The organism is Streptomyces sp. NPDC047971, assembly GCF_040653355.1.
Classification (GTDB): domain Bacteria; phylum Actinomycetota; class Actinomycetes; order Streptomycetales; family Streptomycetaceae; genus Streptomyces.
In genome coordinates this window covers 120,656-146,848 of sequence record NZ_JBEZNW010000016.1, presented here as the reverse complement: position 1 = coordinate 146,848, position 26,193 = coordinate 120,656, and the positions used below count along the sequence as shown (strand labels likewise).

Annotated in this window: 25 protein-coding genes and 1 pseudogene; 19 read left to right on the top strand and 7 right to left on the bottom strand. The window is 68.8% G+C overall.

The genetic code is table 11. The annotated features are described in order from the left end of the window. Positions 1-53: 53 nt before the first annotated feature. The 5 genes from AB0D99_RS17740 to tuf all read left to right on the top strand — a co-directional run bounded on the left by AB0D99_RS17740 (position 54) and on the right by tuf (position 8,840). Positions 54-3,953, top strand: a complete 3,900-nt coding sequence (locus tag AB0D99_RS17740; RefSeq protein ID WP_362362185.1) for a DNA-directed RNA polymerase subunit beta' — start codon at positions 54-56, stop codon at positions 3,951-3,953. A gap of 528 nt (positions 3,954-4,481) precedes the next feature. After that, the gene (rpsL, locus tag AB0D99_RS17735) at positions 4,482-4,853 is read left to right on the top strand and encodes a 30S ribosomal protein S12 (protein ID WP_003948652.1); all 372 of its coding nucleotides are present in this window, start codon (positions 4,482-4,484) and stop codon (positions 4,851-4,853) included. Between the two features lie 2 nt (positions 4,854-4,855). After that, positions 4,856-5,326, top strand: a complete 471-nt coding sequence (gene rpsG / locus AB0D99_RS17730; RefSeq protein WP_003966970.1) for a 30S ribosomal protein S7 — start codon at positions 4,856-4,858, stop codon at positions 5,324-5,326. A gap of 39 nt (positions 5,327-5,365) precedes the next feature. Then, entirely contained in the window at positions 5,366-7,495 is a 2,130-nt protein-coding gene (gene fusA, locus AB0D99_RS17725; protein WP_355105089.1) for an elongation factor G, read from the top strand. Between the two features lie 151 nt (positions 7,496-7,646). After that, a complete protein-coding gene (tuf, locus tag AB0D99_RS17720; protein ID WP_361965487.1) occupies positions 7,647-8,840 on the top strand; it encodes an elongation factor Tu in 1,194 nt (397 codons plus the stop codon). A 107-nt stretch (positions 8,841-8,947) separates the two neighbouring features. Here the strand turns inward: tuf and AB0D99_RS17715 are convergent, their stop codons facing one another. Continuing rightward, the gene (locus AB0D99_RS17715; RefSeq protein ID WP_362362239.1) at positions 8,948-10,951 is read right to left on the bottom strand and encodes a PIG-L family deacetylase; all 2,004 of its coding nucleotides are present in this window, start codon (positions 10,949-10,951) and stop codon (positions 8,948-8,950) included. 322 nt (positions 10,952-11,273) lie between these two features. On the opposite strand from AB0D99_RS17715, the gene AB0D99_RS17710 reads away from it, so the two are divergent. Continuing rightward, on the top strand, positions 11,274-12,215 hold the full coding sequence (locus AB0D99_RS17710) for a hypothetical protein (protein WP_362362180.1): 942 nt from the start codon (positions 11,274-11,276) through the stop codon (positions 12,213-12,215). 128 nt (positions 12,216-12,343) lie between these two features. Here the strand turns inward: AB0D99_RS17710 and AB0D99_RS17705 are convergent. Continuing rightward, positions 12,344-13,135: pseudogene (locus AB0D99_RS17705) on the bottom strand (RNA repair domain-containing protein); the annotation flags it as partial. 155 nt (positions 13,136-13,290) lie between these two features. On the opposite strand from AB0D99_RS17705, the gene AB0D99_RS17700 reads away from it, so the two are divergent. Further along, positions 13,291-14,007 carry a YoaK family protein gene (locus tag AB0D99_RS17700; RefSeq protein ID WP_362362177.1) on the top strand — a complete coding sequence of 239 codons (717 nt, stop codon included), beginning with the start codon at positions 13,291-13,293 and terminating at the stop codon, positions 14,005-14,007. Between the two features lie 62 nt (positions 14,008-14,069). Here AB0D99_RS17700 and AB0D99_RS17695 read toward each other — a convergent pair whose 3' ends face one another. From AB0D99_RS17695 to AB0D99_RS17675, 5 genes are all read right to left on the bottom strand, one after another. Further along, complete coding sequence (locus AB0D99_RS17695) at positions 14,070-14,756, bottom strand: toxin glutamine deamidase domain-containing protein (protein WP_362362174.1); 687 nt, start codon at positions 14,754-14,756, stop codon at positions 14,070-14,072. Between the two features lie 15 nt (positions 14,757-14,771). After that, positions 14,772-15,812 (bottom strand): ADP-ribosylglycohydrolase family protein, encoded by a 1,041-nt coding sequence (locus AB0D99_RS17690; RefSeq protein ID WP_362362237.1) that lies wholly within the window; start codon positions 15,810-15,812, stop codon positions 14,772-14,774. A 477-nt stretch (positions 15,813-16,289) separates the two neighbouring features. Next, a complete protein-coding gene (locus AB0D99_RS17685) occupies positions 16,290-18,527 on the bottom strand; it encodes a putative T7SS-secreted protein (protein ID WP_362362172.1) in 2,238 nt (745 codons plus the stop codon). After that, positions 18,527-19,222: a hypothetical protein gene (locus tag AB0D99_RS17680; RefSeq protein ID WP_362362169.1), complete on the bottom strand. Its 696-nt coding sequence runs from the start codon at positions 19,220-19,222 to the stop codon at positions 18,527-18,529. Before AB0D99_RS17680 ends, AB0D99_RS17685 begins: the two co-directional genes overlap by 1 nt. Next, positions 19,219-19,809: a hypothetical protein gene (locus AB0D99_RS17675; RefSeq protein ID WP_362362166.1), complete on the bottom strand. Its 591-nt coding sequence runs from the start codon at positions 19,807-19,809 to the stop codon at positions 19,219-19,221. The genes AB0D99_RS17680 and AB0D99_RS17675 overlap by 4 nt, the downstream gene beginning before the upstream one ends. Before the next feature lie 644 nt (positions 19,810-20,453). Between AB0D99_RS17675 and rpsJ the strand changes: the two genes are divergently transcribed. The 12 genes from rpsJ (at position 20,454) to rplN (ending at position 26,193) form a co-directional block, all read left to right on the top strand. Then, positions 20,454-20,762, top strand: coding sequence for a 30S ribosomal protein S10 (gene rpsJ, locus AB0D99_RS17670; protein WP_003948644.1), 309 nt, complete (start codon positions 20,454-20,456; stop codon positions 20,760-20,762). A gap of 13 nt (positions 20,763-20,775) precedes the next feature. Then, positions 20,776-21,420: a 50S ribosomal protein L3 gene (gene rplC, locus AB0D99_RS17665; protein WP_361965481.1), complete on the top strand. Its 645-nt coding sequence runs from the start codon at positions 20,776-20,778 to the stop codon at positions 21,418-21,420. A 4-nt stretch (positions 21,421-21,424) separates the two neighbouring features. Continuing rightward, positions 21,425-22,075, top strand: coding sequence for a 50S ribosomal protein L4 (gene rplD, locus AB0D99_RS17660; protein ID WP_362362163.1), 651 nt, complete (start codon positions 21,425-21,427; stop codon positions 22,073-22,075). Continuing rightward, positions 22,075-22,398, top strand: a complete 324-nt coding sequence (gene rplW / locus AB0D99_RS17655) for a 50S ribosomal protein L23 (protein ID WP_352188385.1) — start codon at positions 22,075-22,077, stop codon at positions 22,396-22,398. The genes rplD and rplW overlap by 1 nt, the downstream gene beginning before the upstream one ends. A gap of 39 nt (positions 22,399-22,437) precedes the next feature. Beyond that, positions 22,438-23,274: a 50S ribosomal protein L2 gene (rplB, locus tag AB0D99_RS17650; protein WP_352188386.1), complete on the top strand. Its 837-nt coding sequence runs from the start codon at positions 22,438-22,440 to the stop codon at positions 23,272-23,274. 12 nt (positions 23,275-23,286) lie between these two features. Beyond that, positions 23,287-23,568 carry a 30S ribosomal protein S19 gene (gene rpsS, locus AB0D99_RS17645; RefSeq protein WP_015035577.1) on the top strand — a complete coding sequence of 94 codons (282 nt, stop codon included), beginning with the start codon at positions 23,287-23,289 and terminating at the stop codon, positions 23,566-23,568. Positions 23,569-23,610: 42 nt separating this feature from the next. After that, positions 23,611-23,958: a 50S ribosomal protein L22 gene (gene rplV / locus AB0D99_RS17640; protein WP_041662774.1), complete on the top strand. Its 348-nt coding sequence runs from the start codon at positions 23,611-23,613 to the stop codon at positions 23,956-23,958. Next, positions 23,958-24,794 (top strand): 30S ribosomal protein S3, encoded by an 837-nt coding sequence (gene rpsC / locus AB0D99_RS17635; protein ID WP_260229395.1) that lies wholly within the window; start codon positions 23,958-23,960, stop codon positions 24,792-24,794. Before rplV ends, rpsC begins: the two co-directional genes overlap by 1 nt. A 5-nt stretch (positions 24,795-24,799) precedes the next feature. Continuing rightward, positions 24,800-25,219: a 50S ribosomal protein L16 gene (gene rplP / locus AB0D99_RS17630; protein ID WP_015035580.1), complete on the top strand. Its 420-nt coding sequence runs from the start codon at positions 24,800-24,802 to the stop codon at positions 25,217-25,219. Beyond that, a complete protein-coding gene (rpmC, locus tag AB0D99_RS17625) occupies positions 25,219-25,443 on the top strand; it encodes a 50S ribosomal protein L29 (protein WP_361445390.1) in 225 nt (74 codons plus the stop codon). Before rplP ends, rpmC begins: the two co-directional genes overlap by 1 nt. Continuing rightward, the gene (gene rpsQ / locus AB0D99_RS17620; RefSeq protein WP_362362156.1) at positions 25,443-25,724 is read left to right on the top strand and encodes a 30S ribosomal protein S17; all 282 of its coding nucleotides are present in this window, start codon (positions 25,443-25,445) and stop codon (positions 25,722-25,724) included. The genes rpmC and rpsQ overlap by 1 nt, the downstream gene beginning before the upstream one ends. Positions 25,725-25,824: 100 nt before the next feature. After that, the gene (gene rplN, locus AB0D99_RS17615; protein WP_003956455.1) at positions 25,825-26,193 is read left to right on the top strand and encodes a 50S ribosomal protein L14; all 369 of its coding nucleotides are present in this window, start codon (positions 25,825-25,827) and stop codon (positions 26,191-26,193) included.

Sequence of the window (26,193 nt, the reverse complement as noted above, 5' to 3'; positions counted from 1 at the left end):
GGACCCCCGTTTCAGACCCCAAGACTTACAACCCTGAGAGGGATTGACGCATAGTGCTCGACGTCAACTTCTTCGATGAGCTCCGGATCGGTCTGGCCACCGCTGACGACATCCGTCAGTGGAGCCACGGCGAGGTCAAGAAGCCCGAGACCATCAACTACCGCACCCTGAAGCCCGAAAAGGACGGACTCTTCTGCGAGAAGATCTTCGGTCCGACCCGGGACTGGGAGTGCTACTGCGGCAAGTACAAGCGTGTCCGCTTCAAGGGCATCATCTGTGAGCGGTGTGGCGTCGAGGTCACCCGCGCCAAGGTGCGCCGTGAGCGGATGGGCCACATCGAGCTCGCCGCCCCCGTCACCCACATCTGGTACTTCAAGGGCGTCCCGTCGCGCCTCGGATACCTGCTCGACCTCGCGCCGAAGGACCTCGAGAAGGTCATCTACTTCGCCGCGTACATGATCACGTTCGTCGACGACGAGCGTCGCACGCGTGACCTGCCCTCGCTGGAGGCGCACGTCTCCGTCGAGCGTCAGCAGATCGAGAACCGCCGCGACGCCGACCTCGAGGCCCGCGCCAAGAAGCTCGAGACCGACCTGGCCGAGCTGGAGGCCGAGGGCGCCAAGGCCGACGTGCGCCGCAAGGTGCGCGAGGGCGCCGAGCGTGAGATGAAGCAGCTGCGCGACCGCGCGCAGCGCGAGATCGACCGCCTCGACGAGGTCTGGAACCGCTTCAAGAACCTCAAGGTCCAGGACCTGGAGGGCGACGAGCTCCTCTACCGCGAGCTGCGTGACCGCTTCGGCACGTACTTCGACGGTTCGATGGGTGCCGCGGCGCTGCAGAAGCGCCTGGAGTCCTTCGACCTGGAGGAGGAGGCCGAGCGCCTCCGCGAGATCATCCGTACCGGCAAGGGCCAGAAGAAGACCCGTGCGCTCAAGCGCCTCAAGGTCGTCTCCGCGTTCCTGCAGACCGCGAACAGCCCCAAGGGCATGGTTCTCGACTGCGTGCCGGTGATCCCGCCGGACCTGCGTCCGATGGTGCAGCTGGACGGTGGCCGCTTCGCGACCTCCGACCTGAACGACCTGTACCGCCGTGTGATCAACCGCAACAACCGTCTGAAGCGTCTGCTCGACCTCGGTGCCCCCGAGATCATCGTGAACAACGAGAAGCGGATGCTCCAGGAGGCGGTCGACGCCCTCTTCGACAACGGCCGTCGTGGTCGCCCGGTCACGGGCCCCGGCAACCGTCCGCTGAAGTCCCTCAGCGACATGCTGAAGGGTAAGCAGGGTCGATTCCGTCAGAACCTGCTCGGTAAGCGTGTGGACTACTCCGCGCGTTCCGTCATCGTCGTCGGTCCGCAGCTGAAGCTGCACCAGTGCGGTCTGCCCAAGGCCATGGCGCTGGAGCTCTTCAAGCCGTTCGTGATGAAGCGCCTGGTCGACCTGAACCACGCGCAGAACATCAAGAGCGCCAAGCGGATGGTCGAGCGCGGCCGCACGGTCGTGTACGACGTCCTCGAAGAGGTCATCGCCGAGCACCCGGTTCTGCTGAACCGTGCGCCCACGCTGCACCGCCTCGGCATCCAGGCCTTCGAGCCGCAGCTGGTCGAGGGCAAGGCCATCCAGATCCACCCGCTCGTCTGCACCGCGTTCAACGCGGACTTCGACGGTGACCAGATGGCCGTCCACCTGCCGCTCTCCGCGGAGGCGCAGGCCGAGGCCCGCATCCTGATGCTGTCCTCGAACAACATCCTCAAGCCGGCCGACGGCCGTCCGGTCACGATGCCGACCCAGGACATGGTCCTCGGTCTGTTCTTCCTGACCACCGACGGTGAGCTCCGTGACACCAAGGGCGAGGGCCGCGCGTTCGGCTCCACGGCCGAGGCGATCATGGCGTTCGACGCCGGCGAGCTCGCGCTGCAGTCGCAGATCGACATCCGCTTCCCGATCGGCACCGTTCCGCCGCGCGGCTGGGTCCCCCCGGTCGCCGAGGAGGGCGAGCCGGAGTGGCAGCAGGGTGACTCGTTCCGCCTGCGCACCTCGCTGGGCCGCGCGCTCTTCAACGAGCTGCTGCCCGAGGACTACCCGTTCGTCGACTACTCGGTCGGCAAGAAGCAGCTCTCCGAGATCGTCAACGACCTCGCCGAGCGCTACCCCAAGGTCATCGTGGCGGCGACGCTCGACAACCTGAAGGCGGCGGGCTTCTACTGGGCGACCCGTTCCGGCGTCACCGTGGCCATCTCGGACGTCGTCGTCCCCGAGGCCAAGAAGGCGATCGTCAAGGGCTGGGAAGAGCAGGACGAGAAGGTCCAGAAGCAGTACGAGCGCGGTCTCATCACCAAGGAAGAGCGCACTCAGGAGCTCATCAACATCTGGACCAAGGCGACCAACGAGGTCGCCGAGGCGATGAACGAGAACTTCCCCAAGACGAACCCCATCTTCATGATGGTTGACTCGGGTGCCCGAGGAAACATGATGCAGATGCGTCAGATCGCCGGTATGCGTGGTCTGGTGTCGAACGCCAAGAACGAGACGATCCCGCGTCCCATCAAGGCGTCCTTCCGTGAGGGTCTCTCCGTCCTCGAGTACTTCATCTCGACGCACGGTGCCCGTAAGGGTCTGGCCGACACCGCCCTGCGTACCGCCGACTCGGGTTACCTGACCCGTCGTCTGGTGGACGTCTCGCAGGACGTCATCATCCGCGAGGAGGACTGCGGCACCGAGCGCGGCCTGAAGCTGCGGATCGCCGAGAGGGGTGCCGACGGCATCCTGCGGAAGACGGACGACGTCGAGACCTCCGTGTACGCGCGGATGCTCGCCGAGGACGTCGTCGTGGACGGCAAGGTCATCGCGCCGGCCAACGTCGACCTGGGTGACGTGCTCATCGACGCCCTCGTGGGCGCCGGCGTGGAGGAGGTCAAGACCCGCTCGGTCCTGACCTGTGAGTCCGCCGTCGGCACCTGTGCCTTCTGCTACGGCCGTTCGCTGGCCACCGGCAAGCTGGTCGACATCGGTGAGGCGGTCGGCATCATCGCCGCCCAGTCCATCGGTGAGCCCGGTACCCAGCTGACGATGCGTACCTTCCACACCGGTGGTGTGGCCGGTGACGACATCACCCAGGGTCTGCCCCGTGTCGTCGAGCTCTTCGAGGCTCGTCAGCCCAAGGGTGTCGCCCCGATCTCGGAGGCGGCCGGCCGCGTCCGCATCGAGGAGACCGAGAAGACCAAGAAGATCGTCGTCACCCCGGACGACGGCAGCGACGAGACGGCGTTCCCGATCTCGAAGCGTGCCCGTCTGCTGGTGGGCGAGGGCGACCACGTCGAGGTGGGCCAGAAGCTCACCGTGGGTGCCACCAACCCGCACGACGTGCTGCGGATCCTCGGTCAGCGCGCGGTCCAGGTCCACCTGGTCGGCGAGGTCCAGAAGGTCTACAACTCGCAGGGTGTGTCGATCCACGACAAGCACATCGAGATCATCATCCGGCAGATGCTGCGCCGCGTGACGATCATCGAGTCCGGCGACGCGGAGCTGCTGCCGGGCGAGCTCGTCGAGCGCTCGAAGTTCGAGACCGAGAACCGTCGTGTGGTCACCGAGGGCGGTCACCCCGCCTCCGGCCGTCCGCAGCTGATGGGTATCACCAAGGCCTCGCTGGCGACGGAGTCCTGGCTGTCGGCCGCCTCCTTCCAGGAGACGACCCGAGTGCTGACGGACGCGGCGATCAACGCCAAGTCCGACAGCCTCATCGGCCTCAAGGAGAACGTCATCATCGGTAAGCTCATCCCGGCCGGTACGGGTCTGTCCCGCTACCGCAACATCCGGGTCGAGCCGACCGAGGAGGCCAAGGCCGCGATGTACTCGGCCGTCGGCTACGACGACATCGACTACTCGCCGTTCGGCACCGGCTCCGGCCAGGCCGTTCCGCTGGAGGACTACGACTACGGTCCGTACAACCAGTAAGTAGGGCGAACCGAAGGGCGGCACCCCGACACCGGGGTGCCGCCCTTCGGCATGTCGCGCTCCGGGGGCGCAGAGCGGTACGGGTGGCGCGCTGGGGGGCATCCGGGGCATGGGCGGTCCCTCACGTGCCGTACGGGACTCTGAGGGCCTTCCAGGGCATGGCGCGGGCTCCGGCTCGCGCTCGGGTACGGCCGCGGTTGAGGGTCGGGTTCGCGCGCGGGCCTCGGAGGGGGCCCCGACGTGCCCGCAGCGGGACCTCTCCGGTCGTCCGCCGCCCCCGGGCGCCCGGTCGACGGGGCATTTGTTTTGACCGGAGTCCATGCGGTAGGTACGCTCAGACCTTGTGCCTGGGGTGTGCCTGGGCTCCTGTGCGTGTCATCAGCCGCACGGTGAGTTCATCAACGGCCACCGCAATCTGCGCCTTTTCCGCTGACGGCGGAGGTCCGCAGTATTCGACACACCCGACCGCGTGGGTCGGTGATGGGTTCCAGGTTAGTTTTACGACGGCACACAGAAACCGGAGAAGTAGTGCCTACGATCCAGCAGCTGGTCCGGAAGGGCCGGCAGGACAAGGTCGAGAAGAACAAGACGCCCGCACTCGAGGGTTCTCCTCAGCGTCGCGGCGTCTGCACGCGTGTGTTCACGACCACCCCGAAGAAGCCGAACTCGGCCCTCCGTAAGGTCGCGCGTGTGCGTCTGACCTCGGGCATCGAGGTCACGGCCTACATCCCGGGTGAGGGTCACAACCTGCAGGAGCACTCCATCGTGCTCGTGCGCGGTGGCCGTGTGAAGGACCTGCCGGGTGTTCGTTACAAGATCATCCGCGGTTCCCTCGACACGCAGGGCGTCAAGAACCGTAAGCAGGCTCGCAGCCGCTACGGCGCCAAGAAGGAGAAGTAAGAATGCCTCGTAAGGGCCCCGCCCCGAAGCGCCCGGTCATCATCGACCCGGTCTACAGCTCTCCTCTTGTCACCTCGCTGATCAACAAGATCCTGCTGGACGGCAAGCGTTCCACCGCCGAGCGCATCGTCTACGGCGCCATGGAAGGCCTCCGCGAGAAGACCGGCAACGACCCGGTCATCACGCTGAAGCGCGCGCTCGAGAACGTCAAGCCGTCCCTCGAGGTCAAGTCCCGCCGTGTCGGTGGCGCTACCTACCAGGTGCCGATCGAGGTCAAGCCCGGTCGCGCCTCCACCCTCGCTCTGCGCTGGCTCGTGGGTTACTCCCGCGCCCGCCGCGAGAAGACCATGACCGAGCGCCTCATGAACGAGCTCCTCGACGCCTCCAACGGCCTCGGTGCTTCGGTCAAGAAGCGTGAGGACACGCACAAGATGGCCGAGTCCAACAAGGCCTTCGCGCACTACCGCTGGTAGTCGCAACCCACATCGAGACCGAGAGAAGACTGAGCCGATATGGCTACCACTTCGCTTGACCTTGCCAAGGTGCGCAACATCGGCATCATGGCTCACATCGACGCGGGCAAGACGACCACCACCGAGCGGATCCTGTTCTACACCGGCGTCTCGTACAAGATCGGTGAAGTCCACGACGGCGCTGCCACGATGGACTGGATGGAGCAGGAGCAGGAGCGCGGCATCACCATCACGTCCGCCGCGACGACCTGCCACTGGCCGCTCGAGGACGTCGACCACACCATCAACATCATCGACACCCCGGGCCACGTCGACTTCACCGTCGAGGTGGAGCGTTCGCTCCGCGTGCTCGACGGTGCCGTGACGGTGTTCGACGGCGTCGCCGGTGTCGAGCCCCAGTCCGAGACTGTCTGGCGTCAGGCGGACCGCTACGGCGTTCCGCGTATCTGCTTCGTCAACAAGCTCGACCGCACGGGTGCCGAGTTCCACCGCTGCGTCGACATGATCGTGGACCGCCTCGGCGCCGTCCCGATCGTCATGCAGCTCCCCATCGGTTCCGAGATGGACTTCCAGGGTGTCGTGGACCTCGTCCGCATGAAGGCTCTGGTCTGGTCCGCCGAGGCGACCAAGGGCGAGATGTACGACGTCGTCGACATCCCGGCCACGCACACCGAGGCCGCTGAAGAGTGGCGCGGCAAGCTGGTCGAGACCGTCGCCGAGAACGACGAAGAGATCATGGAGCTCTTCCTCGAGGGCCAGGAGCCCACCGAGGAGCAGCTGTACGCCGCGATCCGTCGTATCACCATTGCCTCCGGCAAGGGTGGCGGCGAGAAGACGATCACCCCCGTCTTCTGTGGCACCGCCTTCAAGAACAAGGGCGTTCAGCCCCTGCTCGACGCGGTCGTCCGCTACCTGCCGTCCCCCCTGGACGTCGAGGCCATCGAGGGCCACGACGTCAAGGACGCCGAGGTCGTCGTGAAGCGCAAGCCTTCCGAGGACGAGCCGCTCTCCGCGCTCGCCTTCAAGATCGCGAGCGACCCGCACCTCGGCAAGCTCACCTTCGTCCGGATCTACTCCGGTCGCCTGGAGGCCGGCACCTCGGTGCTGAACTCCGTCAAGGGCAAGAAGGAGCGCATCGGCAAGATCTACCGTATGCACGCGAACAAGCGTGAGGAGATCGACTCGGTGGGCGCCGGCGACATCGTCGCCGTCATGGGCCTGAAGCAGACCACCACCGGTGAGACGCTGTGCGACGAGAAGAACCCGGTCATCCTGGAGTCCATGGACTTCCCGGCGCCGGTCATCCAGGTCGCGATCGAGCCCAAGTCCAAGGGTGACCAGGAGAAGCTGGGTGTCGCCATCCAGCGTCTCGCGGAGGAGGACCCCTCCTTCCAGGTCCACTCTGACGAGGAGACCGGCCAGACCATCATCGGTGGTATGGGCGAGCTTCACCTCGACATCCTCGTCGACCGTATGCGTCGCGAGTTCAAGGTCGAGGCGAACGTCGGCAAGCCGCAGGTCGCGTACCGCGAGACGATCCGCAAGGCCGTCGAGCGCGTGGACTTCACCCACAAGAAGCAGACCGGTGGTACCGGTCAGTTCGCCAAGGTGCAGATCGCGATCGAGCCCATCGAGGGCGGCGACGCCTCGTACGAGTTCGTGAACAAGGTCACCGGTGGCCGCATCCCGAAGGAGTACATCCCTTCGGTCGACGCGGGTGCGCAGGAGGCCATGCAGTTCGGCATCCTGGCCGGCTACGAGATGACTGGCGTCCGCGTCATCCTTCTCGACGGTGCCTACCACGAGGTCGACTCCTCCGAGCTCGCGTTCAAGATCGCCGGTTCGCAGGCCTTCAAGGAGGCCGCGCGCAAGGCTTCCCCCGTCATCCTTGAGCCGATGATGGCCGTTGAGGTCGTCACGCCCGAGGACTACATGGGTGAGGTCATCGGCGACATCAACTCCCGCCGTGGCCAGATCCAGGCCATGGAGGAGCGCAGCGGCGCTCGCGTCGTGAAGGGCCTCGTGCCCCTCTCGGAGATGTTCGGCTACGTCGGAGACCTCCGCAGCAAGACCTCGGGTCGCGCAAGCTACTCGATGCAGTTCGACTCCTACGCCGAGGTTCCCCGGAACGTCGCCGAGGAGATCATCGCGAAGGCCAAGGGCGAGTAACTCACCCGAGTGCACGCTTTAGGCTTGACACCAGTCGCCGGGGCTTCGTCCCCCGAAACCCGAGGGATCGGGCTCCGGCGCCTGGCATCCCAGCAAAGATCACCTGGCGCCGATGAAGCAAGGCGTTCAGAACCACTCCAGGAGGACCCCAGTGGCGAAGGCGAAGTTCGAGCGGACTAAGCCGCACGTCAACATCGGCACCATCGGTCACATTGACCACGGTAAGACGACCCTCACGGCCGCCATTACCAAGGTGCTGCACGACGCGTACCCGGACCTGAACGAGGCCTCGGCCTTCGACCAGATCGACAAGGCTCCCGAGGAGCGCCAGCGCGGTATCACCATCTCCATCGCGCACGTCGAGTACCAGACCGAGTCGCGTCACTACGCCCACGTCGACTGCCCCGGTCACGCGGACTACATCAAGAACATGATCACGGGTGCCGCGCAGATGGACGGCGCCATCCTCGTGGTCGCCGCCACCGACGGCCCGATGCCGCAGACCAAGGAGCACGTGCTCCTGGCCCGCCAGGTCGGCGTTCCGTACATCGTCGTCGCCCTGAACAAGGCCGACATGGTGGACGACGAGGAGATCCTGGAGCTCGTCGAGCTCGAGGTCCGTGAGCTCCTCTCCGAGTACGAGTTCCCGGGCGACGACCTGCCGGTCGTCAAGGTCTCGGCGCTCAAGGCGCTCGAGGGCGACAAGGAGTGGGGCCAGTCGGTCCTGAACCTGATGGCCGCCGTCGACGAGGCGATCCCGCAGCCCGAGCGTGACGTCGACAAGCCGTTCCTGATGCCGATCGAGGACGTCTTCACGATCACCGGTCGTGGCACCGTCGTCACCGGTCGTATCGAGCGTGGTGTCCTCAAGGTCAACGAGACCGTCGACATCGTCGGTATCAAGACCGAGAAGGTCACCACCACGGTCACCGGCATCGAGATGTTCCGCAAGCTGCTCGACGAGGGCCAGGCCGGTGAGAACGTCGGTCTGCTCCTCCGTGGCATCAAGCGCGAGGACGTCGAGCGCGGCCAGGTCATCATCAAGCCCGGTTCGGTCACGCCGCACACCGAGTTCGAGGCCCAGGCCTACATCCTGTCGAAGGACGAGGGTGGCCGTCACACCCCGTTCTTCAACAACTACCGCCCGCAGTTCTACTTCCGTACCACGGACGTGACCGGCGTCGTGACCCTCCCCGAGGGCACCGAGATGGTCATGCCGGGCGACAACACCTCCATGACCGTCGAGCTGATCCAGCCCGTCGCCATGGAGGAGGGCCTGAAGTTCGCCATCCGTGAGGGTGGTCGGACCGTGGGCGCCGGCCAGGTCGTCAAGATCAACAAGTAATTGTCGATCGTTTGACCTGTGCCGCTCCTGACGGAGCGTCATAAGAGGGCCCCCGGGCCGCCGTTCGCGGCGGACCGGGGGCCCTCGTCGTTTCCCGCCAGTGCCCGCTACTCCGAGGCGGCGGCCCGGTCCGCCGGGCGCCACACCCACGGGTGGGCGTCCGCGCCCAAGCCCACGGCCAGCGGGCCGTCCGCGTCGAGCCGCAGCGCCGCCGCCTGGACGGGCGCCGTCCCCTGCGTACGGGTCCAGAGCCGGCCGCCCCGCCGCAGCTGGATCCGGCCGCGCAGGTCCCGGCCGAGCAGCACGTGCCCGGCCCCGTCGGCCGCCGCGGCCACCGGGCCGTACCCGTCGAAGGACGCGTTCCCCCGCCCGGACAGCAGCTCCTTCGCCGCGGGCTCGCGGTAGTACACCTCCAGCGCGCCGGTTCCGGCGCCCGGGACGGCGGCGACGGGATCGCCCGCGCCGGGGAGCGGGGCGACCTCCACGCCGTCGATCCAGTGCCGGACGGACCCCCGGCCCGCGGCGAGCAGATGGACGCGTCCGGCGCTGTCGACGACGGCGTCCAGGCCGTCCTGGACCGCGTCGGCGTCGGTGCCGGTCCCGGGCAGGCGCCGCCACGACGACCAGCTCCCGTCGGCGGCCCGCACGCGCGTCGACACACCCTTGTCGGCGTCCCGTACGAAGAGATGGACCCGGCCGTCGGGAGCCGTCACGGCCACCGGCACACCGATCCGGCGCCCCCGGTCGTCGCCCCGCTCCGGATTGCCGAGTCCACGCCACGCGAGGAACGGGCCGCCGGGGGAGCGCTGCTCCAGGAGGACGACCTCCCGCCTGTTCGCGCCGCCGTGGCCGTCGAAGGCGGCGAACCGTACGCCGAAGAGGAGCACCCGGCCGTCGGGCAGGGTGGCGGAACCCAGCGCGGGCGCGAGCGGCCCGCCACCGAGGTCCTCCGGGGCGCCCCACAGACCGGAGCCCCGCTCCGTCTCCCGCCAGCGGACGGCACGCAGCCCCAGCACCCCGTAGGCGTCGAGCCGCTCACCCGGGCGCGCCACGACGGCCGGCCCCGTGCCCGGCCAGCGGTGGTGGGTGGCCCGCACCCAGCCCTTCGTGTTGGTGAGGGGACGGTCCCCGCCCACGCCGTAGTCCCCGCAGCCCGACGGATTGCCGCACCGCCACGACGGATCGCCGCCGTACGGGACGAGATGCGCGGCCTTCTCCGCCAGGACCTGGGGCGGGAGGTTCTTCGGCCAGTGGCGGTTGTAGTAGCCGCGGAACGCGGTCGCGACGAACGCCGGTATCGCCCCCGGGCCCTGCTGCGCCTCGGCCACCCAGCGGATCAGCGCCGCCCAGGAGAAGCAGGCGACGGCCGTGTGATCGCCGTGGTCGGAGTAGCCGGGCTGCTCGCTGTCGCGCTTGCGGGTGGCCTCGGCCGAGACCTGGATGTCGGGGTCCGGGTCCAGGGTCTGGACGACGGTCGGCCGGTAGCGGTCGAGGAGTCCGACGAGGACGTCGATCAGCTGGTCGTGGTCGTAGGTGTCCGACCGGTCGACGGGGGAGCCCGCGGAGAGGTGTGTACGCAGTTCGAGCGCGCGGTCGTGCCACAGGGCGGGCACCGCCATGTACCGCCGCGTGGTGTGCATCGGCAGATTGAGGAAGATCAGTTCGACCCGGCGGCCGTCGTGCACGAGCGTGTCGATCTCGGCCCGCCGCCCGCCGCGGAGGGTGATGACGGCCCGCTGCCAGGGCGTGAACGCGTCGAGTCCGAGAAGCGTCGCGTACGCCTGGCGCAGGCCCTGGTGGCGGGCGGAGGAGTAGGCGGCCCTGTCCGGGGGAGCGTCGGGCATCCCCGCGACGCGATTGCGGCCCGTGTGCTCACCCGCGGTGACATAGACGGAGACCAGGGGGACACCGGCGTCGAGCATCCGCTGCGTGTCCGGATTCATGAAGTACAGGTCGTCGTCCGGGTGTGCGGCGAACTGCAGGAGCTGCGCGCGGCGCGTACTGGCGATCGGCATCCCGGGAGCGGGGTCGGCGGTGGGCCCGGTGCGGCGCGGAGCGGGTACGGAGCACCCGGCGAGCGAGCCCGCGACGGTTGCCGTACCGAGAGCCACGGCGGCCGCGAGAACACCGCGTCGCCGGGGCAGGCCGCCCGTAGCGGGCCTGGATATGTCGTCCACCGCTGCTTCCCCCGTGCCGCCCACCGGTCCGTACCGGTCCCTGAAAGTCCCCTGAAACGGCGGACGGCCAGGTCGGGGCCGAGATCCGCGACTTACAAGACGGTTCGGCGGCACGAGGGGTTGTGCGCGAACGGGCATTCGTGAGTCGAACAACAGGGTCGGCATCGGGTGTGTCCGAGGGCTGTGAGACGCTCCGCTGCGCACGATGCGCGGGGCCGACGTCTGTCATGGCCCCGATGAACCAGGGGTGGGGTACATGAGCTGGGACAACAACGGCCGGAGCGGTGCGTCGCGGGCCGTCTCCGGGGCTTTCGGGATCGTGGTCGTCGCCGGCCTCGCGGTCCTCGTGGTGAGACCGGAGCTGATGCCGTGGCGCGCGAGCGGTGACACGCAGCCGCTCGCGGCGGAGACCGCGCGGCCGTCCGCCGCGCCGTCCGAGGAGGTGTTCCCGGACCGGCCGACGCTGCGCGAGCCGTTCAAGGGCTCACCGGCGCTCCGCTGGGCCGACGGAGCCGCGGGGATCGAGACGCCGCGGGCCACGGCGGTGGGCTGGATGTCGAAGGACGAGGTCGCGGCCGCGCTGAGGACGACGAAGGACTTCCTCGTCGCCGCCAACCTCGACCCGGCCGTGATCAAGGGCGACAAGCCAGCGGCGGCGCTCGCCCTCCTCGACCCGAAGCAGCCCGACGTCCGCTCGGACATGGAGAAGAGCCTGGTCAAGGCCACCGAGGAGAACGACCCCACGCTGCTGTTCAGCCGGTTCAGCCCGAAGGAGGTACGCCTCGCGGGCTCCGTGGTGAAGACCCGGGGACGGATGACCGTGGAGGCCGGCAAGGGCGAGAACGCCGACACGGTGCTCGTCCGCACCGACTACACCTTCGTGTACCCCGTCGTGAAGGTGCGCCCGGGCGCCGACGAGGTGACGCGGACGATCGTGCGCCGCCAGATCACCTTCGCGCTGCCCGACCCCGCCGAATTCGTCGTGACCAAGGGCAAGTTGTCGGTGCACGAGTGGAGTTCGAACGCCGGCAACGACGACTGCGACCGCCCGGTGGACGGCTTCTTCCACCCGATGTTCGACGAGGACATGGCGGCCGTGCCCGACGCGGCGGCGACGGGTCCGGTCGTGGACCCGTACGACCGCAGCAAGAACCTCGACGACCTGCCGCAGGAGTGCGGGACGAGCTCGCGCACCTGACGGGCCGGCGCCGGCTCGGGGCGCGTCCCGCGGATCCCGTGGATCCTGGTGGGCCGCGGCCTGATCCGGCCCGGTCCGAGGGGCACCGCCTAGGCGGCGGCGACGTCCTCGGGCCGGTGGACTCCACCGGTCCCGAGCGCCACCGTCGCCCGTACCCGCATCGGGCCGTCCTCGCGGCGGGACAGCAGCACCAGCTCGGACACCCGGGCCGTCAGGGAGCCGAGCAACGCCTCCGAGGTGGTGGCGAGGGCGTGCGGGTCGCGGCTGCGGCCGAGGGAGAGGTGCGGCGTGAAGCCCTTGACCCGCCCGCCGCACAGCGGGAAGCGGAGCTCCAGGGCCTCCCGCAGCCGGGCCCACGGCTGCTCGCCGGCCGCGCAGGGGTCGAGCCAGACCGTGGCGTCCTCGCGGTGCCCGAACCAGTGGACGCCCTCCAGCCGGGCCCGGAACGGTTGGCTGCCGCGCGCCGCCGCGGCGACCAGCGGGGTGGCCCGCTCGAACTCGGACTCCGGTACGAAGCCGAAGAGGACGTTGACGTGCGGGGGCCAGCGGTGGATCTGCCGGTCGTGCACGCGCCGGATGTGCTGGATGGCGGGCCACAGCCGGCGCGGCGGGAGCCAGGCCACCGCCGTCCGGTTCGTCGCGGGCACCGCGAGGACCTCCTCGGGCGGCACCGGCTCGGCCTCCACCGCCACGGTCTCGTCGAGCCGGTCCACTCCCGTCGCACGGTCCCAGACCAGCTCGCCGTCGGCCTCGAAGAAGATCACCCGATGCCAGGGGATCTCACCGCCCGGCACGAAATCCACCAGCGGCACCCGCGTCGGCTCGCGGACGCCCCGCTCGTGGATCCCCATCACGAACCGCTCGGGGTCGAAGCGCGCGTCCCACAGCACGCGGTGGTAGATCTCGTCGCTGGTGTGCACGCCTGGGCGACTGCCCCGAAAGCGGTCCCTCAGTCGGCCGCGGCGGGCGCGGCCGCTCAGGACACACGGACGCAGGCCGTACGTCGCGGGGGCGCGCCCGCCCACGCCCCCTGTCCTGGCGCGCGACGTGATCGGACGCGCCTTAGGGTCCGGGTATGGAGCCCAGGGCCGGGGGCGCGTTCACCTCGATCATGGTCGTGCTGACGTTGACGACCGGTGTGATCGAGGCCGTCTGTTTTCTCGCGCTCGGGCCCGCCTTCACCGCGATGCAGACGGGGAACCTGCTCCTGCTGGCGTTCGCGCTCACGGGAGCCGCCGGGCTGTCGCCGGTCGCCGCGGGAGTCTCCTGCGCCGGCTTCGTGGTGGGCGCGGTGCTCGGCTCGCTGCTGGAGTCGAGCGTGAACACGCACGGTCGCCCGTGGTTCGCCCCGGCGCTGCTCGGCGAGGGGCTGCTGCTCGGCCTCGGGGCGCTGGTTGCGTGGCAGGGCGATGTCGACGGGCCGGGCGGGCCCGTCGCCGGACACCACTTCGCCGCCGTGGCGCTGGTCGCGGCGGCCATGGGGATGCGCAACGTCACGACCCTGCGGGTACGGGTCCCGCACGTGTCGACGACGCTCTCCACCCGCGCCCTGACGGCCTTCGTCGGCGGCCTGCCGCACCTCACGGCCCCCCGCACCGGCGAGGGCGCCCGCCACGAGGGCCGCCGGTTCGCCTCGATCGGAGCGATGTTCGCGGGCGGCGTGCTGGGCGCCTGGCTGCTGCACGAGGAGGTGAGCCCGGCGGCGGTCCTGGCCCTGCCCGCCGCCGTGGTCCTGGCCCTGGGCGCGGCGAGCTGGGCGGACCAACGCCGGCATCCGTCGGAGGCGGGGTGAGGCCGCGGTCGCAGGTCTCGCGGTTCGGGGGCCTGTGCTGAACGGGCGTACGGACCCGTCCTTCACGGGGCGGAGGCCGGCGGTGCCTCCGCCCGGAGGAGGGTCAGCTCGCGTACGTATGTGGCGTCCAGCTCGGCCAGGGCTGCCGTGATGCCGTCCAGGAGGACGACCTGGCCGTTGTTGTTGTGGGTGTAGATCAGGTTCCCCGTCGCTTCCTGGCCGCCGACCTCGCGGCGTACCCACACCAGCCCGCGCGTGTCCGGCCCCGGCCCCTGAAGGGCCCTGATCACGTCGTTCCAGTCGGCCACCGGCACGGGCGTGAAACCCGGGAAGTACCGGCGGTTCAGACGGTCCCACCAAGCGGGGGCCTCATGGGCCGGGCGCCAGGGCAGGGCGACCGACCGGTGCCCGCCGAGCGTGGAGTGCAGCGCGGCCACGCAACCGCGCGCGTTGATGCGACGCGCCTGGTTCCGGACACGAGCGATGGTCTCGCGAGCGGCCCCCCGCTCCAGGTCCGCCAGCGGCGCGCTGGAGGAAGGGTGGAACGGAGAGCCGCCGTCCTTGGGCACCACGAGCGAGGCCGCGAGCATCGGCGAACGCGGATAGCCGGGCTGCGGGAGAGCCTGGCAGGACAGCAGCCAGGCCGTGTCCGTCTCGTGCACCGGGTGCGGCACGGCGAGCTCGACGAGCCCGCCGTAGATCGCGTCCAGCCAGGCGGTCGCCCGGCGCATGGGGTTCTGTGTCTGCATCGGTGAGGTGCGTTCTCAGTCCCAGGCCGTGCCCAGGGCACCGAGGCGGTCGCGGTACTCGATCACCTCGCGCCACTCCGGCGGCCAGAACTTGATGCCGTGTCGTGCCCCGGCGAAGGCGCCTGCCAGGGCCGCGATCGAGTCGGAGTCTCCCGACGTGTGCGCGGCGCGTTGCAGCGCGGGGCGGGCATGGCCGTCGACGACCAGGAAGCAGTACAGGGCGGTCGCGAGGGCTTCCTCGGCGACCCAGCCGGCTCCGACCGCCTCGCTGGGGTCCCGGTCCACGTCCGGCTCGCGCAGCGCCTCGGTCACGCGGTCGAGGGCGCGCAGACATTCGTCCCAGCCGAAGGCGATGTACGTCTCGGGGTCCGGTGCGCCTGCCCGCCGGGCGAGGTCGCCCAGCCAGTCGACGTGGTACACCCGCCGCGATTCCCGCGCATAGCTCCGCAGCTCGTCGACGAGGCTCGTCAGGGGGCAGGAGTTGGCGAGGAGCCACACGGCGTGGGCCGTCAGGTCGCTCGCCGCGAGCGCCGTCGGGTGTCCGTGGGTCAGGGCTGCTTGCAGCTGCGCGATGCCCGCGCGCTGCTCGGCCGACAGGCCGGGCACGAGCGCGACGGGGGCCACCCGCATGTTCGCGCCGCATCCCTTGGACGGGAGGACGCTCGCGGCCTGCCAGGGGATGTCGCGCTCCAGCGCTGCGCACGCGTCCAGGCACGTCTGACCTGGGGCCCGGTTGTTGTCCGGGTCGTGCAGCCAGGACACGAAGCGTCGCCGCAGAGCCGCTTCCACGGCGGCGGGCGTGAGCGGGGCCGCTCCTTCGCGCGCCGCCCCTCGTGTCCCGCGCTCCCCCCGGGTCCCTCCCGTGTCTCCGGTGACCTCGGCCAGCGCTTCGCCGACGGCCAGCATCATCTGCGTGTCGTCGGTCACCCGCACGACGCCGCCCGGGGAGAGGGGGAGCTCCATCGTGTGCCACGGGCCGAACGTGGCACCGATCTGCTCCATGTTCAGAAACTCCGTCGGGTACCCCATGGCATCCCCGAAGGCGAGGCCGAACAGCGCCCCGCTCGCCGCGTGCCGTGCGGCTCCCTTCGGACGCTGCCCGGCACGTGCCCGGAGTACGTCAGGGCTCGGAGCCGTGGCAAGGGAGTCGGGGACGACGTGGCTCGACTCGACGAAGGGCGAGTCGCGGATCATCTCGGCCAACGCCTCGGACGGCGTGATTCCGCGCGCCTTGCCGTCGTACAGCCGGTCCACCCACACGTCGCCCTCGTTGACCGCTGCGGAGCCGCCGTCCTTGCGGACGATCCAGCCCGCGGCGTCGTCCTCGTCGTTGGCCCACACGTAGCCGATCTCCACGCCCTGGGCGTTCGCCACCGCGACGTACTGGACGGACCTGCTGCTGTCGCGGTTGTACCGCTGCGGCCCGCCCGGCTCGACCAGGAACTGCAGGTCCTCTTCGAAGCGGGGATTGGTCGTCCGTTCGACGAAGCGGGGGTCGCTTTCCCTTTCGGGGTTCATTGACGTCGTCCTCTTCTAATTCCCCGGCAGCACTTCGCCGTAGATGTGCAGCTGGCCGTTGGACTCGAAGGCCCGCGTGATGGTGTATTGCGTGCCACGCCCGAGCAGCAGCTCCCGTTCGCCCATTCCGAACTGGCTGACCTTCTCGATCCACATGGCAGGCGTTCCCTCGGGAACACGGAGATGCATCACCGCGTCCATGTCCTTGAAGGCGGCCACCGGGTTGTTCCCGAGCGAGGTCGACATGTAGCCCTTGTCGGTCATCGTCTGCCCGATCAGGTCCCTGGGGGAGTCGAAGTCCAGGTGACCGACTCCCGACCCTCGCACCACCATGACGTCTTCCGGCAGACGGCGACCGGCCAGCGCCTTGTCGACCTCTTCGATGTTACGAAGGACATCCGGGGTTCCCAATCCCTCATCCCCGCTCCGGAGGTATCCGTTCATCTCCTTGTACGTGGCGTAGTGCGGGCTCGGCGCGCCCCCGTGCTCGTCCGAGTAGTCGAGGAATGCCTTCTTGGCATCCGGAGGGAGGTTCTCCGCGTACTCGTTCCAGTGTTCCCTGCCGTAGGCGATCGCGGCATCGTCGTCCGGGAACCGTACGGCGCCGTCGCTGACCTCGTTGAACGCGACATCATGCTTCTGCGCGTCGGGGAGCCCCCTGAACTCGTCCGCCGAAGCGTGCGGCTCGTACGTGAATCCATTGTCCGGCTGCCCGCCGGGCCCGTCATTGACGTCCTTGAGCTCCGGATACTGATCGTCCAGGAAGTCCTGAGCCGTCTTGGGATCCACCGAGTCCGCGTGGACGGCACCCTCGTCCACATGGTGCGTGGGCTGGGCGAGGTCGTCCCATTTCTGGGCGACCCCCGCCGCGTCGTCGGCCAGCCCGGCCGGCGACGGCCAGGCGGTCGGGGGGTCGATCGTCCAACCCGGGGGCAGCTGGGAGACCGCGTTGTCGGCCACCCCGGTCGGCGGCGTGGGCGACATCGCGTTGTCCGCCAGGCCCGTCGGGGGCGAGTGCGGCGCGCCGGCGAGGTCGTCCCCGTACTTCACGCTCCTCGACGCCAGGTTCGACGCCCCCGCCTCCAGCCCCTCCTTGGCCGCGAACTTGAGGCCGCCGGCGGCAAGGCCCCCGCCCTTCGTGCCGATCAGTTCGGGGACGAGGCGGCCGAAGAACTCGGACGGGTCCTTCTTGAAGCTCTCGACGGCGGCCGACACCGCGCGCTCGGGCTGGGCGACCGTGGAGACCAGGCCGGAGAGCGTCGTCGAGACGTTCTGCATGTACGCGGCCGGGTGCGTCAGGTTGTACGGATCGAACGGGATGAGGCCGCGGGCGAAGTTGACCAGCCCGGCCGTTCCCTTGAGGACGCCGCCCACGAAGTGAGTCAGTTCCATGTTGTACGACTGGAATCCGTCGACGACGTTGTTGCCCAGGCGGTCGAGCGGCGGCGGTTCGGCCGGGGCGTGGGCCAGAGCCTTGTCGACCCTGGCCTTCGCGTCGCTCGCGGCGGCGTTCCGCTGCTCGCGGGCCTCGGCGAGCAGGGCCCTGGCCTCTTCGACGCGCGCCTTCGCGGCCCGCTGTGCCTCGGCGGCCGCGGCACCCTTCTCGGCTGCCCCGGCGTCCTTGTCGGTGGCCGCGGCGGCCTCCTTCTCGGCCGCCGCGGCCTCCTCGGAGGCCCGCTTGCCGCTCCGGTACATGTCGATCGCGTCGTTCGCCCGGGCCTGCGCCCACTTCACGGTGTCCGCGTAGGCCTCGAGCGCGGCGGCGGCCGTCTCGCATGCGTCGGACGCGTGCAGCCATTTCGTGGGGTGGAGGCCGAACTTCTCCCGGAAGGCTTCGCCGGCCTCGCCCTTCCAGCGCGAGGAGTCGACCTTCCTCATGCCCTGACCGACCTTCTCGAACGCGGCCCGGAAGTCCTTCAGGTGTGCCGCGCTCTCGAGGATCTTGCCGGGGTTGCCGTGGACGAGCTCGTTCGCCTCCTCGGTCTGGCCGAGCTGCTTCTCGCCGGGTGTCGCGCCGAGGTCGGACGCGACACCGTCCCCCCAGTCCGTGACCACGTCGGCGGCGTCGTGCAGGCCGTAGCGGTCGAGGCGTTCACCGGCCTCGTCCGTTGCCCAGTCGACGGTCTCGCCCAGCGCCTTCTTGCCGGAGTCGATGCCGTCCTCGATGGCGCCGAGACCCTCGTTGATGCCGTCCTCGATGCCTTTGCCGACATCGCTGAGCCCCTTGCCGAGGTCGTCGAGCAGGCCGCCCATCAGCGTTCACCGCCCCGCTGCTGGGGCGGCACGGCCTGCTGCTGTTGCTGCTGGGCCGCGGCGGCGCGCTCCTCGGGCGAGGGCCCGAACATGTCGTCGAGCATCTCCTCGTACTGGGCGTCGGAGACCCCGACGGAGGAGTGCAGGTTCTGCGGGTTCATGCCGGGCAGACCGACCGTCTGGGAGGTCATCACGTCCCGGCCGGCGTCCTTCCAGCCCTGGGCCGCGTTGTCCTTCGCCTGCTCGAACGACTCCTTGCTGTAGTCCGGTCCGCCGAAGACCCCGGACGTGGCGATGTCGCCCCAGCCCTTCTTCGTGACCTCGTCCTCGGTCGCGTACGGGTTACCGATGGCCGCGTTGGTCACGATCTTGAACGTGCCCTCCAGGTACTGCTCGGTCTCGTAGTACGTACCGGCGGACAGACCCGTCACCGCGGCGAAGAGGTTGCCCTCGTTGATCAGGTCCCGTACGCCCCACTCCCACCGCTCGCAGAACGACGTGAACGATCCGGTCAGCCCTTCGTGGCCCAGCGTCAGGCCGGACAGGGCGATCTCGCCGAAGCCGCGGCCGGCGCCCGCCATGCTGTCCACGCCGAGTTCCTTGAGTTCGTTCAGCGCCAGCGTCAGGCCGTTCGCGATCTCGTCCAGTCCGCCGGTGGCCAGGTCCTCGTTTCCCGCGCCCGCGCCCCCGCTCATCGCGCAGCCCCCCTCTCGATGACTCCCCTGATGTTTCCGTCCACCGCCGCTTCGGCCGGTACGACCCCGGTCACCGGCGGGAACAGGACCGCGCGCTCGGCGCCGTCCGCCGCGTCCACGGCCACCCCGCACGGCACCCCCGCGGCCGGCACGGACACGTCCAGCAGCCGCGCCCCGAGCACCGTCTCGTACTCCCAGTCCCGGTCGCCCTCACCTCGGGCGAGGGCGTACCGGGCCAGCGCCGACTCGTCGGAGAACGCGAGGATCCACCGCACGCCGCCGAAGTCGACGGTCAGCCAGGCATCGTCCTGGCGCGGCACGACCACGGCCGTCGTCCGGAAGAGCTCCAGCACCGCTTCGAACTCGCGCCGGGCCTCCGCCTCCGCATCCTGCGGCGCGCCCGGCCCGTCCGGGCGAGCCGCGCCGGGGAACGAGGACGACGGGGCGGCGGCGCGCGGCCCGGACGGAGACGGCGGTGGGGGAGCCCACGACGGGGTGGGCGGCGGTGGGGGCGACCACCCCGCGGGCGCCGGGTCCGGCGCGGAGTCGGTCGCCCGTGTCGGCGCGCCCGGAGGCTCGACGGGCATGTCTGCGTAGTCTGCGAGCCGGAACCGCCGCGACGGCGTGTCCGAACTCTCCCCGTGATCGATCACCGCGCCACCATGGCACAGCGGCAGAGACGGTTCCCAGTCGTGCGACGGCAATCCGTACATGCCCGGGCATGCCGGGCGGGCCGATGCGAAGACGGTGTGTGCGCCGTGTGTGTGCCGGTGGAGCGGCCGGGAAGGTCCGCGTCCGGGCCGTCCGGCGGCGGTCGAGGAGCGTGTCGCACCCCGGGTTTGATCTCCGTCACTCCGGGGGTATGGTCTTCGGCCCGATTGGCCAGCGCAGCGCCCCGTATGGCAGACTGTCGGGGTTGCTCGGTTGAGTGCCGATGCTGCGCGCCTCCCGTCGGGGGGACCGGAAGCGAGTCCCACAGTACTCGTCGCTCCTTCTCAGGGGCGGACGTACGGGAATCTTCCGGGAAGCGTCAGCGGGGTGCTGACCAGGCGCTCGGTGGGTGTTTCGCCCCCGGACTCGCGGTCATGGTGACCGCACCCCCTTGGTTGGGAGATCCCTAGGGATTTCTGCGTAGAGGGAGTGCGACACGCCCGACCGCGTGGGTCGGAGGCGAAGTCATGAGATCCCCCGAGTACCAGAGCGTTACTAGACAAAGGACTACTGAGTAGCCATGGCGGGACAGAAGATCCGCATCCGGCTCAAGGCCTACGACCACGAGGTCATCGACTCCTCGGCGAAGAAGATCGTCGAGACGGTGACCCGCACTGGTGCGTCGGTCGCGGGCCCGGTGCCGCTGCCCACTGAGAAGAACGTGTACTGCGTCATCAAGTCGCCGCACAAGTACAAGGACTCGCGCGAGCACTTCGAGATGCGCACGCACAAGCGCCTCATCGACATCCTCGACCCCACGCCGAAGACGGTTGACTCGCTCATGCGTCTCGACCTGCCGGCGGGCGTCGACATCGAGATCAAGCTCTGAGGTGACGCGCGAGATGGCTAAGAACATCAAGGGCATCCTGGGCGAGAAGCTCGGCATGACGCAGGTCTGGGACGAGAACAACCGGGTCGTCCCGGTGACCGTCGTCAAGGCCGGCCCCAATGTCGTGACCCAGGTGCGTACGAACGACATCGACGGCTACGAGTCGGTCCAGATCGCCTTCGGCGAGATCGACCCGCGCAAGGTGAACAAGCCCCTCAAGGGCCACTTCGCCAAGGCCGACGTCACCCCGCGCCGCCACCTGGTGGAGCTCCGCACCGCTGACGCCTCCGAGTACACGCTCGGCCAGGAGATCACCGCCGAGGTCTTCGAGGCCGGCGTGAAGGTCGACGTCACCGGCAAGAGCAAGGGCAAGGGCTTCGCCGGTGTCATGAAGCGCCACAACTTCCGTGGTGGCAAGGCCTCCCACGGTGCCCACCGCGTGCACCGCAAGCCCGGTTCGATCGGTGGCTGCGCCACCCCGGGCCGTGTCTTCAAGGGCATGCGCATGGCCGGCCGCATGGGTAACGAGCGCGTGACCACCCAGAACCTGACCGTTCACGCCGTTGACGCGGAGAAGGGCCTGCTCCTGATCAAGGGCGCGGTTCCTGGTCCGAACGGCGGCCTCGTCCTGGTCCGCACCGCGGCCAAGGGGGCCTGAGGATATGAGCACCATTGACATTCTGTCGCCTTCCGGCGACAAGACCGGGACCGTCGAGCTCCCGGCCGAGATCTTCGAGGCCAAGGTCAGCATCCCGCTGATCCACCAGGTCGTCGTCGCGCAGCTGGCCGCCGCCCGTCAGGGCACGCACAAGGTCAAGACGCGTGGCGAGGTCCGTGGTGGTGGCAAGAAGCCTTACCGCCAGAAGGGCACCGGCCGCGCCCGTCAGGGTTCGACCCGCGCCCCGCAGTTCGCCGGTGGTGGCGTCGTGCACGGTCCCGTGCCGCGTGACTACTCGCAGCGGACCCCGAAGAAGATGAAGGCCGCCGCCCTCCGCGGTGCCCTCTCCGACCGGGCGAACCACTCCCGCATCCACGTCGTCTCCGGCGTGGTCGAGGGTGACATCTCCACCAAGGCCGCCAAGACGCTGTTCGGCAAGATCTCGGAGCGCAAGAACCTGCTCCTGGTCGCCGAGCGCTCCGACGAGGCCGCGTGGCTGTCCGCCCGAAACCTGCCCCAGGTGCACATCCTGGAGCCGGGCCAGCTGAACACGTACGACGTGATGCGATCCGACGACGTGGTCTTCACCCAGGCCGCCCTCGAGTCCTTCGTGTCTGGCCCCAAGGCCGCTGACAACGAAGGGAGCGAGGCCTGATGTCCGAGGCCACGATCACCAGCAAGACCTTCACGGACCCGCGTGACATCCTCGTCAAGCCGGTTGTTTCCGAGAAGAGCTACGCGCTGCTCGACGAGAACAAGTACACGTTCATCGTTGCGCCCGGCGCCAACAAGACCCAGATCAAGCAGGCCGTCGAGGCGGTCTTCTCGGTCAAGGTCACCGGGGTCAACACGATCAACCGTCAGGGCAAGCGCAAGCGCACCCGCACCGGTTTCGGCAAGCGCGCCAACACCAAGCGCGCCATCGTGACCCTTGCCGAGGGCAACCGTATCGACATCTTCGGCGGCCCGACCGCCTGACGGCGGTCGAGTCGTCCGGAATCGGACGAGGACTGAGAAATGGGAATCCGCAAGTACAAGCCGACTACGCCGGGCCGTCGTGGCTCCTCCGTAGCCGACTTCGTCGAGATCACGCGGTCCACGCCGGAGAAGTCGCTGGTCCGCCCGCTGCACAGCAAGGGTGGCCGTAACAACACCGGTCGTGTGACCGTCCGTCACCAGGGCGGTGGCCACAAGCGCGCCTACCGCGTGATCGACTTCCGTCGTCACGACAAGGACGGCGTGCCGGCCAAGGTCGCTCACATCGAGTACGACCCCAACCGCACCGCTCGCATCGCGCTGCTCCACTACGCGGACGGCGAGAAGCGCTACATCATCGCCCCGCGCGGTCTCACGCAGGGCGACCGGATTGAGAACGGCCCCACGGCCGACATCAAGCCCGGCAACAACCTGGCCCTCCGCAACATCCCGGTCGGTACCACGATCCACGCGATCGAGCTCCGTCCCGGCGGTGGCGCCAAGTTCGCCCGTTCCGCGGGTGCCTCCGTGCAGCTGCTGGCGAAGGAGGGCACGATGGCCCACCTTCGTATGCCGTCCGGTGAGATCCGTCTCGTCGACGCCCGCTGCCGCGCCACCATTGGTGAGGTCGGCAACGCCGAGCAGTCGAACATCAACTGGGGCAAGGCCGGCCGCAAGCGCTGGCTGGGCGTTCGCCCGACCGTTCGCGGTGTGGCGATGAACCCGGTCGACCACCCGCACGGTGGTGGTGAGGGCAAGACCTCCGGTGGTCGCCACCCGGTCTCCCCGTGGGGTCAGAAGGAGGGTCGTACTCGTTCGCCGAAGAAGGCTTCGAACAAGTACATCGTCCGCCGCCGCAAGACGAACAAGAAGCGCTAGGAGCGGGTTTAGATGCCGCGCAGTCTCAAGAAGGGACCCTTCGTCGACGGCCACCTCGTAAAGAAGGTGGACGCTCAGAACGAAGCCGGTACCAAGAACGTCATCAAGACCTGGTCCCGTCGCTCGATGATCATCCCGGCCATGCTCGGCCACACGATCGCGGTGCACAACGGCAAGACCCACATTCCGGTGTTTGTCACCGAGTCGATGGTCGGCCACAAGCTCGGCGAGTTCTCGCCGACGCGCACCTTCCGGGGTCACGTGAAGGACGACCGGAAGTCGAAGCGCCGCTAGTAGCGGGGTGGAATGACCATGACAGACACTGGAAGGACAACCATGGAAGCCAGGGCCCAGGCGCGGTACATCCGCGTCACGCCCATGAAGGCCCGCCGAGTGGTGGACCTTATCCGTGGCATGGACGCCACGGAGGCTCAGGCGGTCCTGCGTTTCGCCCCGCAGGCCGCGAGCGTGCCGGTGGGCAAGGTGCTGGACAGCGCCATTGCCAACGCCGCGCACAACTACGACCACAGTGACGCCTCTTCGCTGTACATCAGCGAGGCGTTCGTGGATGAGGGCCCGACCCTGAAGCGGTTCCGTCCGCGTGCTCAGGGCCGTGCCTACCGGATCCGTAAGCGGACCAGCCACATCACCGTGGTCGTCAGCAGCAAGGAAGGAACCCGGTAATGGGCCAGAAGGTTAACCCGCATGGGTTCCGGCTCGGCATCACCACGGACTTCAAGTCCCGCTGGTACGCCGACAAGCTGTACAAGGACTACGTCAAGGAAGACGTCGCCATCCGTCGGATGATGACGTCCGGCATGGAGCGCGCCGGCATCTCGAAGGTTGAGATCGAGCGCACCCGTGACCGCGTGCGTGTGGACATCCACACCGCTCGTCCCGGCATCGTCATCGGCCGCCGTGGCGCCGAGGCCGACCGCATCCGCGGCGACCTCGAGAAGCTCACGGGCAAGCAGGTCCAGCTGAACATCCTCGAGGTCAAGAACCCCGAGATGGACGCTCAGCTGGTTGCTCAGGCCGTTGCCGAGCAGCTCTCCTCCCGCGTCTCCTTCCGTCGCGCCATGCGTAAGAGCATGCAGGGCACGATGAAGGCCGGCGCCAAGGGCATCAAGATCCAGTGCGGCGGTCGCCTCGGCGGCGCCGAGATGTCCCGCTCGGAGTTCTACCGCGAGGGCCGCGTGCCCCTGCACACGCTCCGCGCGAACGTCGACTACGGCTTCTTCGAGGCCAAGACGACCTTCGGCCGCATCGGCGTGAAGGTCTGGATCTACAAGGGCGATGTCAAGAACATCGCCGAGGTCCGCGCCGAGAACGCAGCGGCCCGTGCGGGTAACCGCCCGGCCCGTGGCGCCGGTGACCGTCCGGCCGGTGGCCGTGGTGGTCGCGGTGGCGAGCGTGGCGGTCGCGGTCGCAAGCCGCAGCAGGCTCAGGCTGCCGAGGCCCCCAAGGCCGACGCTCCCGCCGCCGCTCCGGCTGCTGAGAGCACCGGAACGGAGGCCTGACCGAAATGCTGATCCCCCGTAGGGTCAAGCACCGCAAGCAGCACCACCCGAAGCGCAGCGGTATGTCCAAGGGTGGTACGCAGGTTGCGTTCGGCGAGTACGGCATTCAGGCCCTCACTCCGGCGTACGTGACCAACCGCCAGATCGAGGCGGCTCGTATCGCGATGACCCGCCACATCAAGCGTGGCGGCAAGGTCTGGATCAACATCTACCCGGACCGCCCGCTGACCAAGAAGCCTGCCGAGACCCGCATGGGTTCCGGTAAGGGTTCGCCGGAGTGGTGGATCGCGAACGTCAAGCCCGGTCGGGTGATGTTCGAGCTGTCCTACCCGAACGAGAAGATCGCGCGCGAGGCCCTGACCCGTGCGGCCCACAAGCTGCCGATGAAGTGCAAGATCGTTAAGCGCGAAGCAGGTGAGCTGTGATGACCGCCGGTACCAAGGCGTCCGAGCTGCGCGAGCTGGGCAACGAGGAGCTTGTCGCCAAGCTCCGCGAGGCCAAGGAAGAGCTGTTCAACCTCCGCTTCCAGGCGGCGACCGGTCAGCTCGAGAACCACGGTCGGCTCAAGTCCGTCCGTAAGGACATCGCCCGGATCTACACCCTGATGCGCGAGCGTGAGCTGGGCATCGAGACGGTGGAGAACGCCTGATGAGCGAGAACAACGTGACTGAGAAGACCGAGCGCAACGCCCGCAAGGTCCGTGAGGGCCTCGTCGTCAGCGACAAGATGGACAAGACCGTCGTCGTCGCTGTCGAGGACCGCGTCAAGCACGCGCTGTACGGCAAGGTCATCCGCCGTACGAACAAGCTCAAGGCTCACGACGAGCAGAACGCTGCCGGCGTCGGCGACCGCGTCCTCCTGATGGAGACCCGGAAGCTGTCGTCGACGAAGCACTGGCGCGTCGTCGAGATCCTCGAGAAGGCCAAGTAAGTACTTGAAGGGGTAACCCTTCGAGTTCGTTCCGCCAGGCTCGGTCGGGGCTTCCACGTGAAGCCCCGGCCGGGAACCGGCAGACAATCAGGAGATAGACGTGATCCAGCAGGAGTCGCGACTGCGTGTCGCCGACAACACTGGTGCCAAGGAGATCCTTTGCATCCGTGTTCTCGGTGGTTCCGGTCGCCGCTACGCGGGCATCGGTGACGTCATCGTCGCCACCGTCAAGGACGCGATCCCCGGTGGCAACGTGAAGAAGGGTGACGTCGTCAAGGCGGTCATCGTTCGCACCGTCAAGGAGCGCCGCCGCCAGGACGGCTCGTACATCCGCTTTGACGAGAACGCCGCTGTCATTCTCAAGAACGACGGCGACCCTCGCGGCACCCGCATCTTCGGCCCGGTCGGCCGTGAGCTGCGCGAGAAGAAGTTCATGAAGATCATCTCGCTCGCGCCGGAGGTGCTGTAA

Coding starts and splice junctions, on each gene's coding strand:
- AB0D99_RS17675 (WP_362362166.1), bottom strand. CDS start 19,809: ATGCCCGTCGAGCCTCCGGGCGCGCCGACACGGGCGACCGACTCCGCG.
- rplD (WP_362362163.1), top strand. CDS start 21,425: ATGAGCACCATTGACATTCTGTCGCCTTCCGGCGACAAGACCGGGACC.
- AB0D99_RS17685 (WP_362362172.1), bottom strand. CDS start 18,527: ATGGGCGGCCTGCTCGACGACCTCGGCAAGGGGCTCAGCGATGTCGGC.
- fusA (WP_355105089.1), top strand. CDS start 5,366: ATGGCTACCACTTCGCTTGACCTTGCCAAGGTGCGCAACATCGGCATC.
- rplB (WP_352188386.1), top strand. CDS start 22,438: ATGGGAATCCGCAAGTACAAGCCGACTACGCCGGGCCGTCGTGGCTCC.
- rplC (WP_361965481.1), top strand. CDS start 20,776: ATGGCTAAGAACATCAAGGGCATCCTGGGCGAGAAGCTCGGCATGACG.
- rplW (WP_352188385.1), top strand. CDS start 22,075: ATGTCCGAGGCCACGATCACCAGCAAGACCTTCACGGACCCGCGTGAC.
- AB0D99_RS17680 (WP_362362169.1), bottom strand. CDS start 19,222: ATGAGCGGGGGCGCGGGCGCGGGAAACGAGGACCTGGCCACCGGCGGA.
- rpsS (WP_015035577.1), top strand. CDS start 23,287: ATGCCGCGCAGTCTCAAGAAGGGACCCTTCGTCGACGGCCACCTCGTA.
- AB0D99_RS17695 (WP_362362174.1), bottom strand. CDS start 14,756: ATGCAGACACAGAACCCCATGCGCCGGGCGACCGCCTGGCTGGACGCG.
- rpmC (WP_361445390.1), top strand. CDS start 25,219: ATGACCGCCGGTACCAAGGCGTCCGAGCTGCGCGAGCTGGGCAACGAG.
- rpsC (WP_260229395.1), top strand. CDS start 23,958: ATGGGCCAGAAGGTTAACCCGCATGGGTTCCGGCTCGGCATCACCACG.
- rpsQ (WP_362362156.1), top strand. CDS start 25,443: ATGAGCGAGAACAACGTGACTGAGAAGACCGAGCGCAACGCCCGCAAG.
- AB0D99_RS17700 (WP_362362177.1), top strand. CDS start 13,291: ATGGAGCCCAGGGCCGGGGGCGCGTTCACCTCGATCATGGTCGTGCTG.
- rpsJ (WP_003948644.1), top strand. CDS start 20,454: ATGGCGGGACAGAAGATCCGCATCCGGCTCAAGGCCTACGACCACGAG.
- rpsG (WP_003966970.1), top strand. CDS start 4,856: ATGCCTCGTAAGGGCCCCGCCCCGAAGCGCCCGGTCATCATCGACCCG.
- rplP (WP_015035580.1), top strand. CDS start 24,800: ATGCTGATCCCCCGTAGGGTCAAGCACCGCAAGCAGCACCACCCGAAG.
- AB0D99_RS17710 (WP_362362180.1), top strand. CDS start 11,274: ATGAGCTGGGACAACAACGGCCGGAGCGGTGCGTCGCGGGCCGTCTCC.
- rplV (WP_041662774.1), top strand. CDS start 23,611: ATGGAAGCCAGGGCCCAGGCGCGGTACATCCGCGTCACGCCCATGAAG.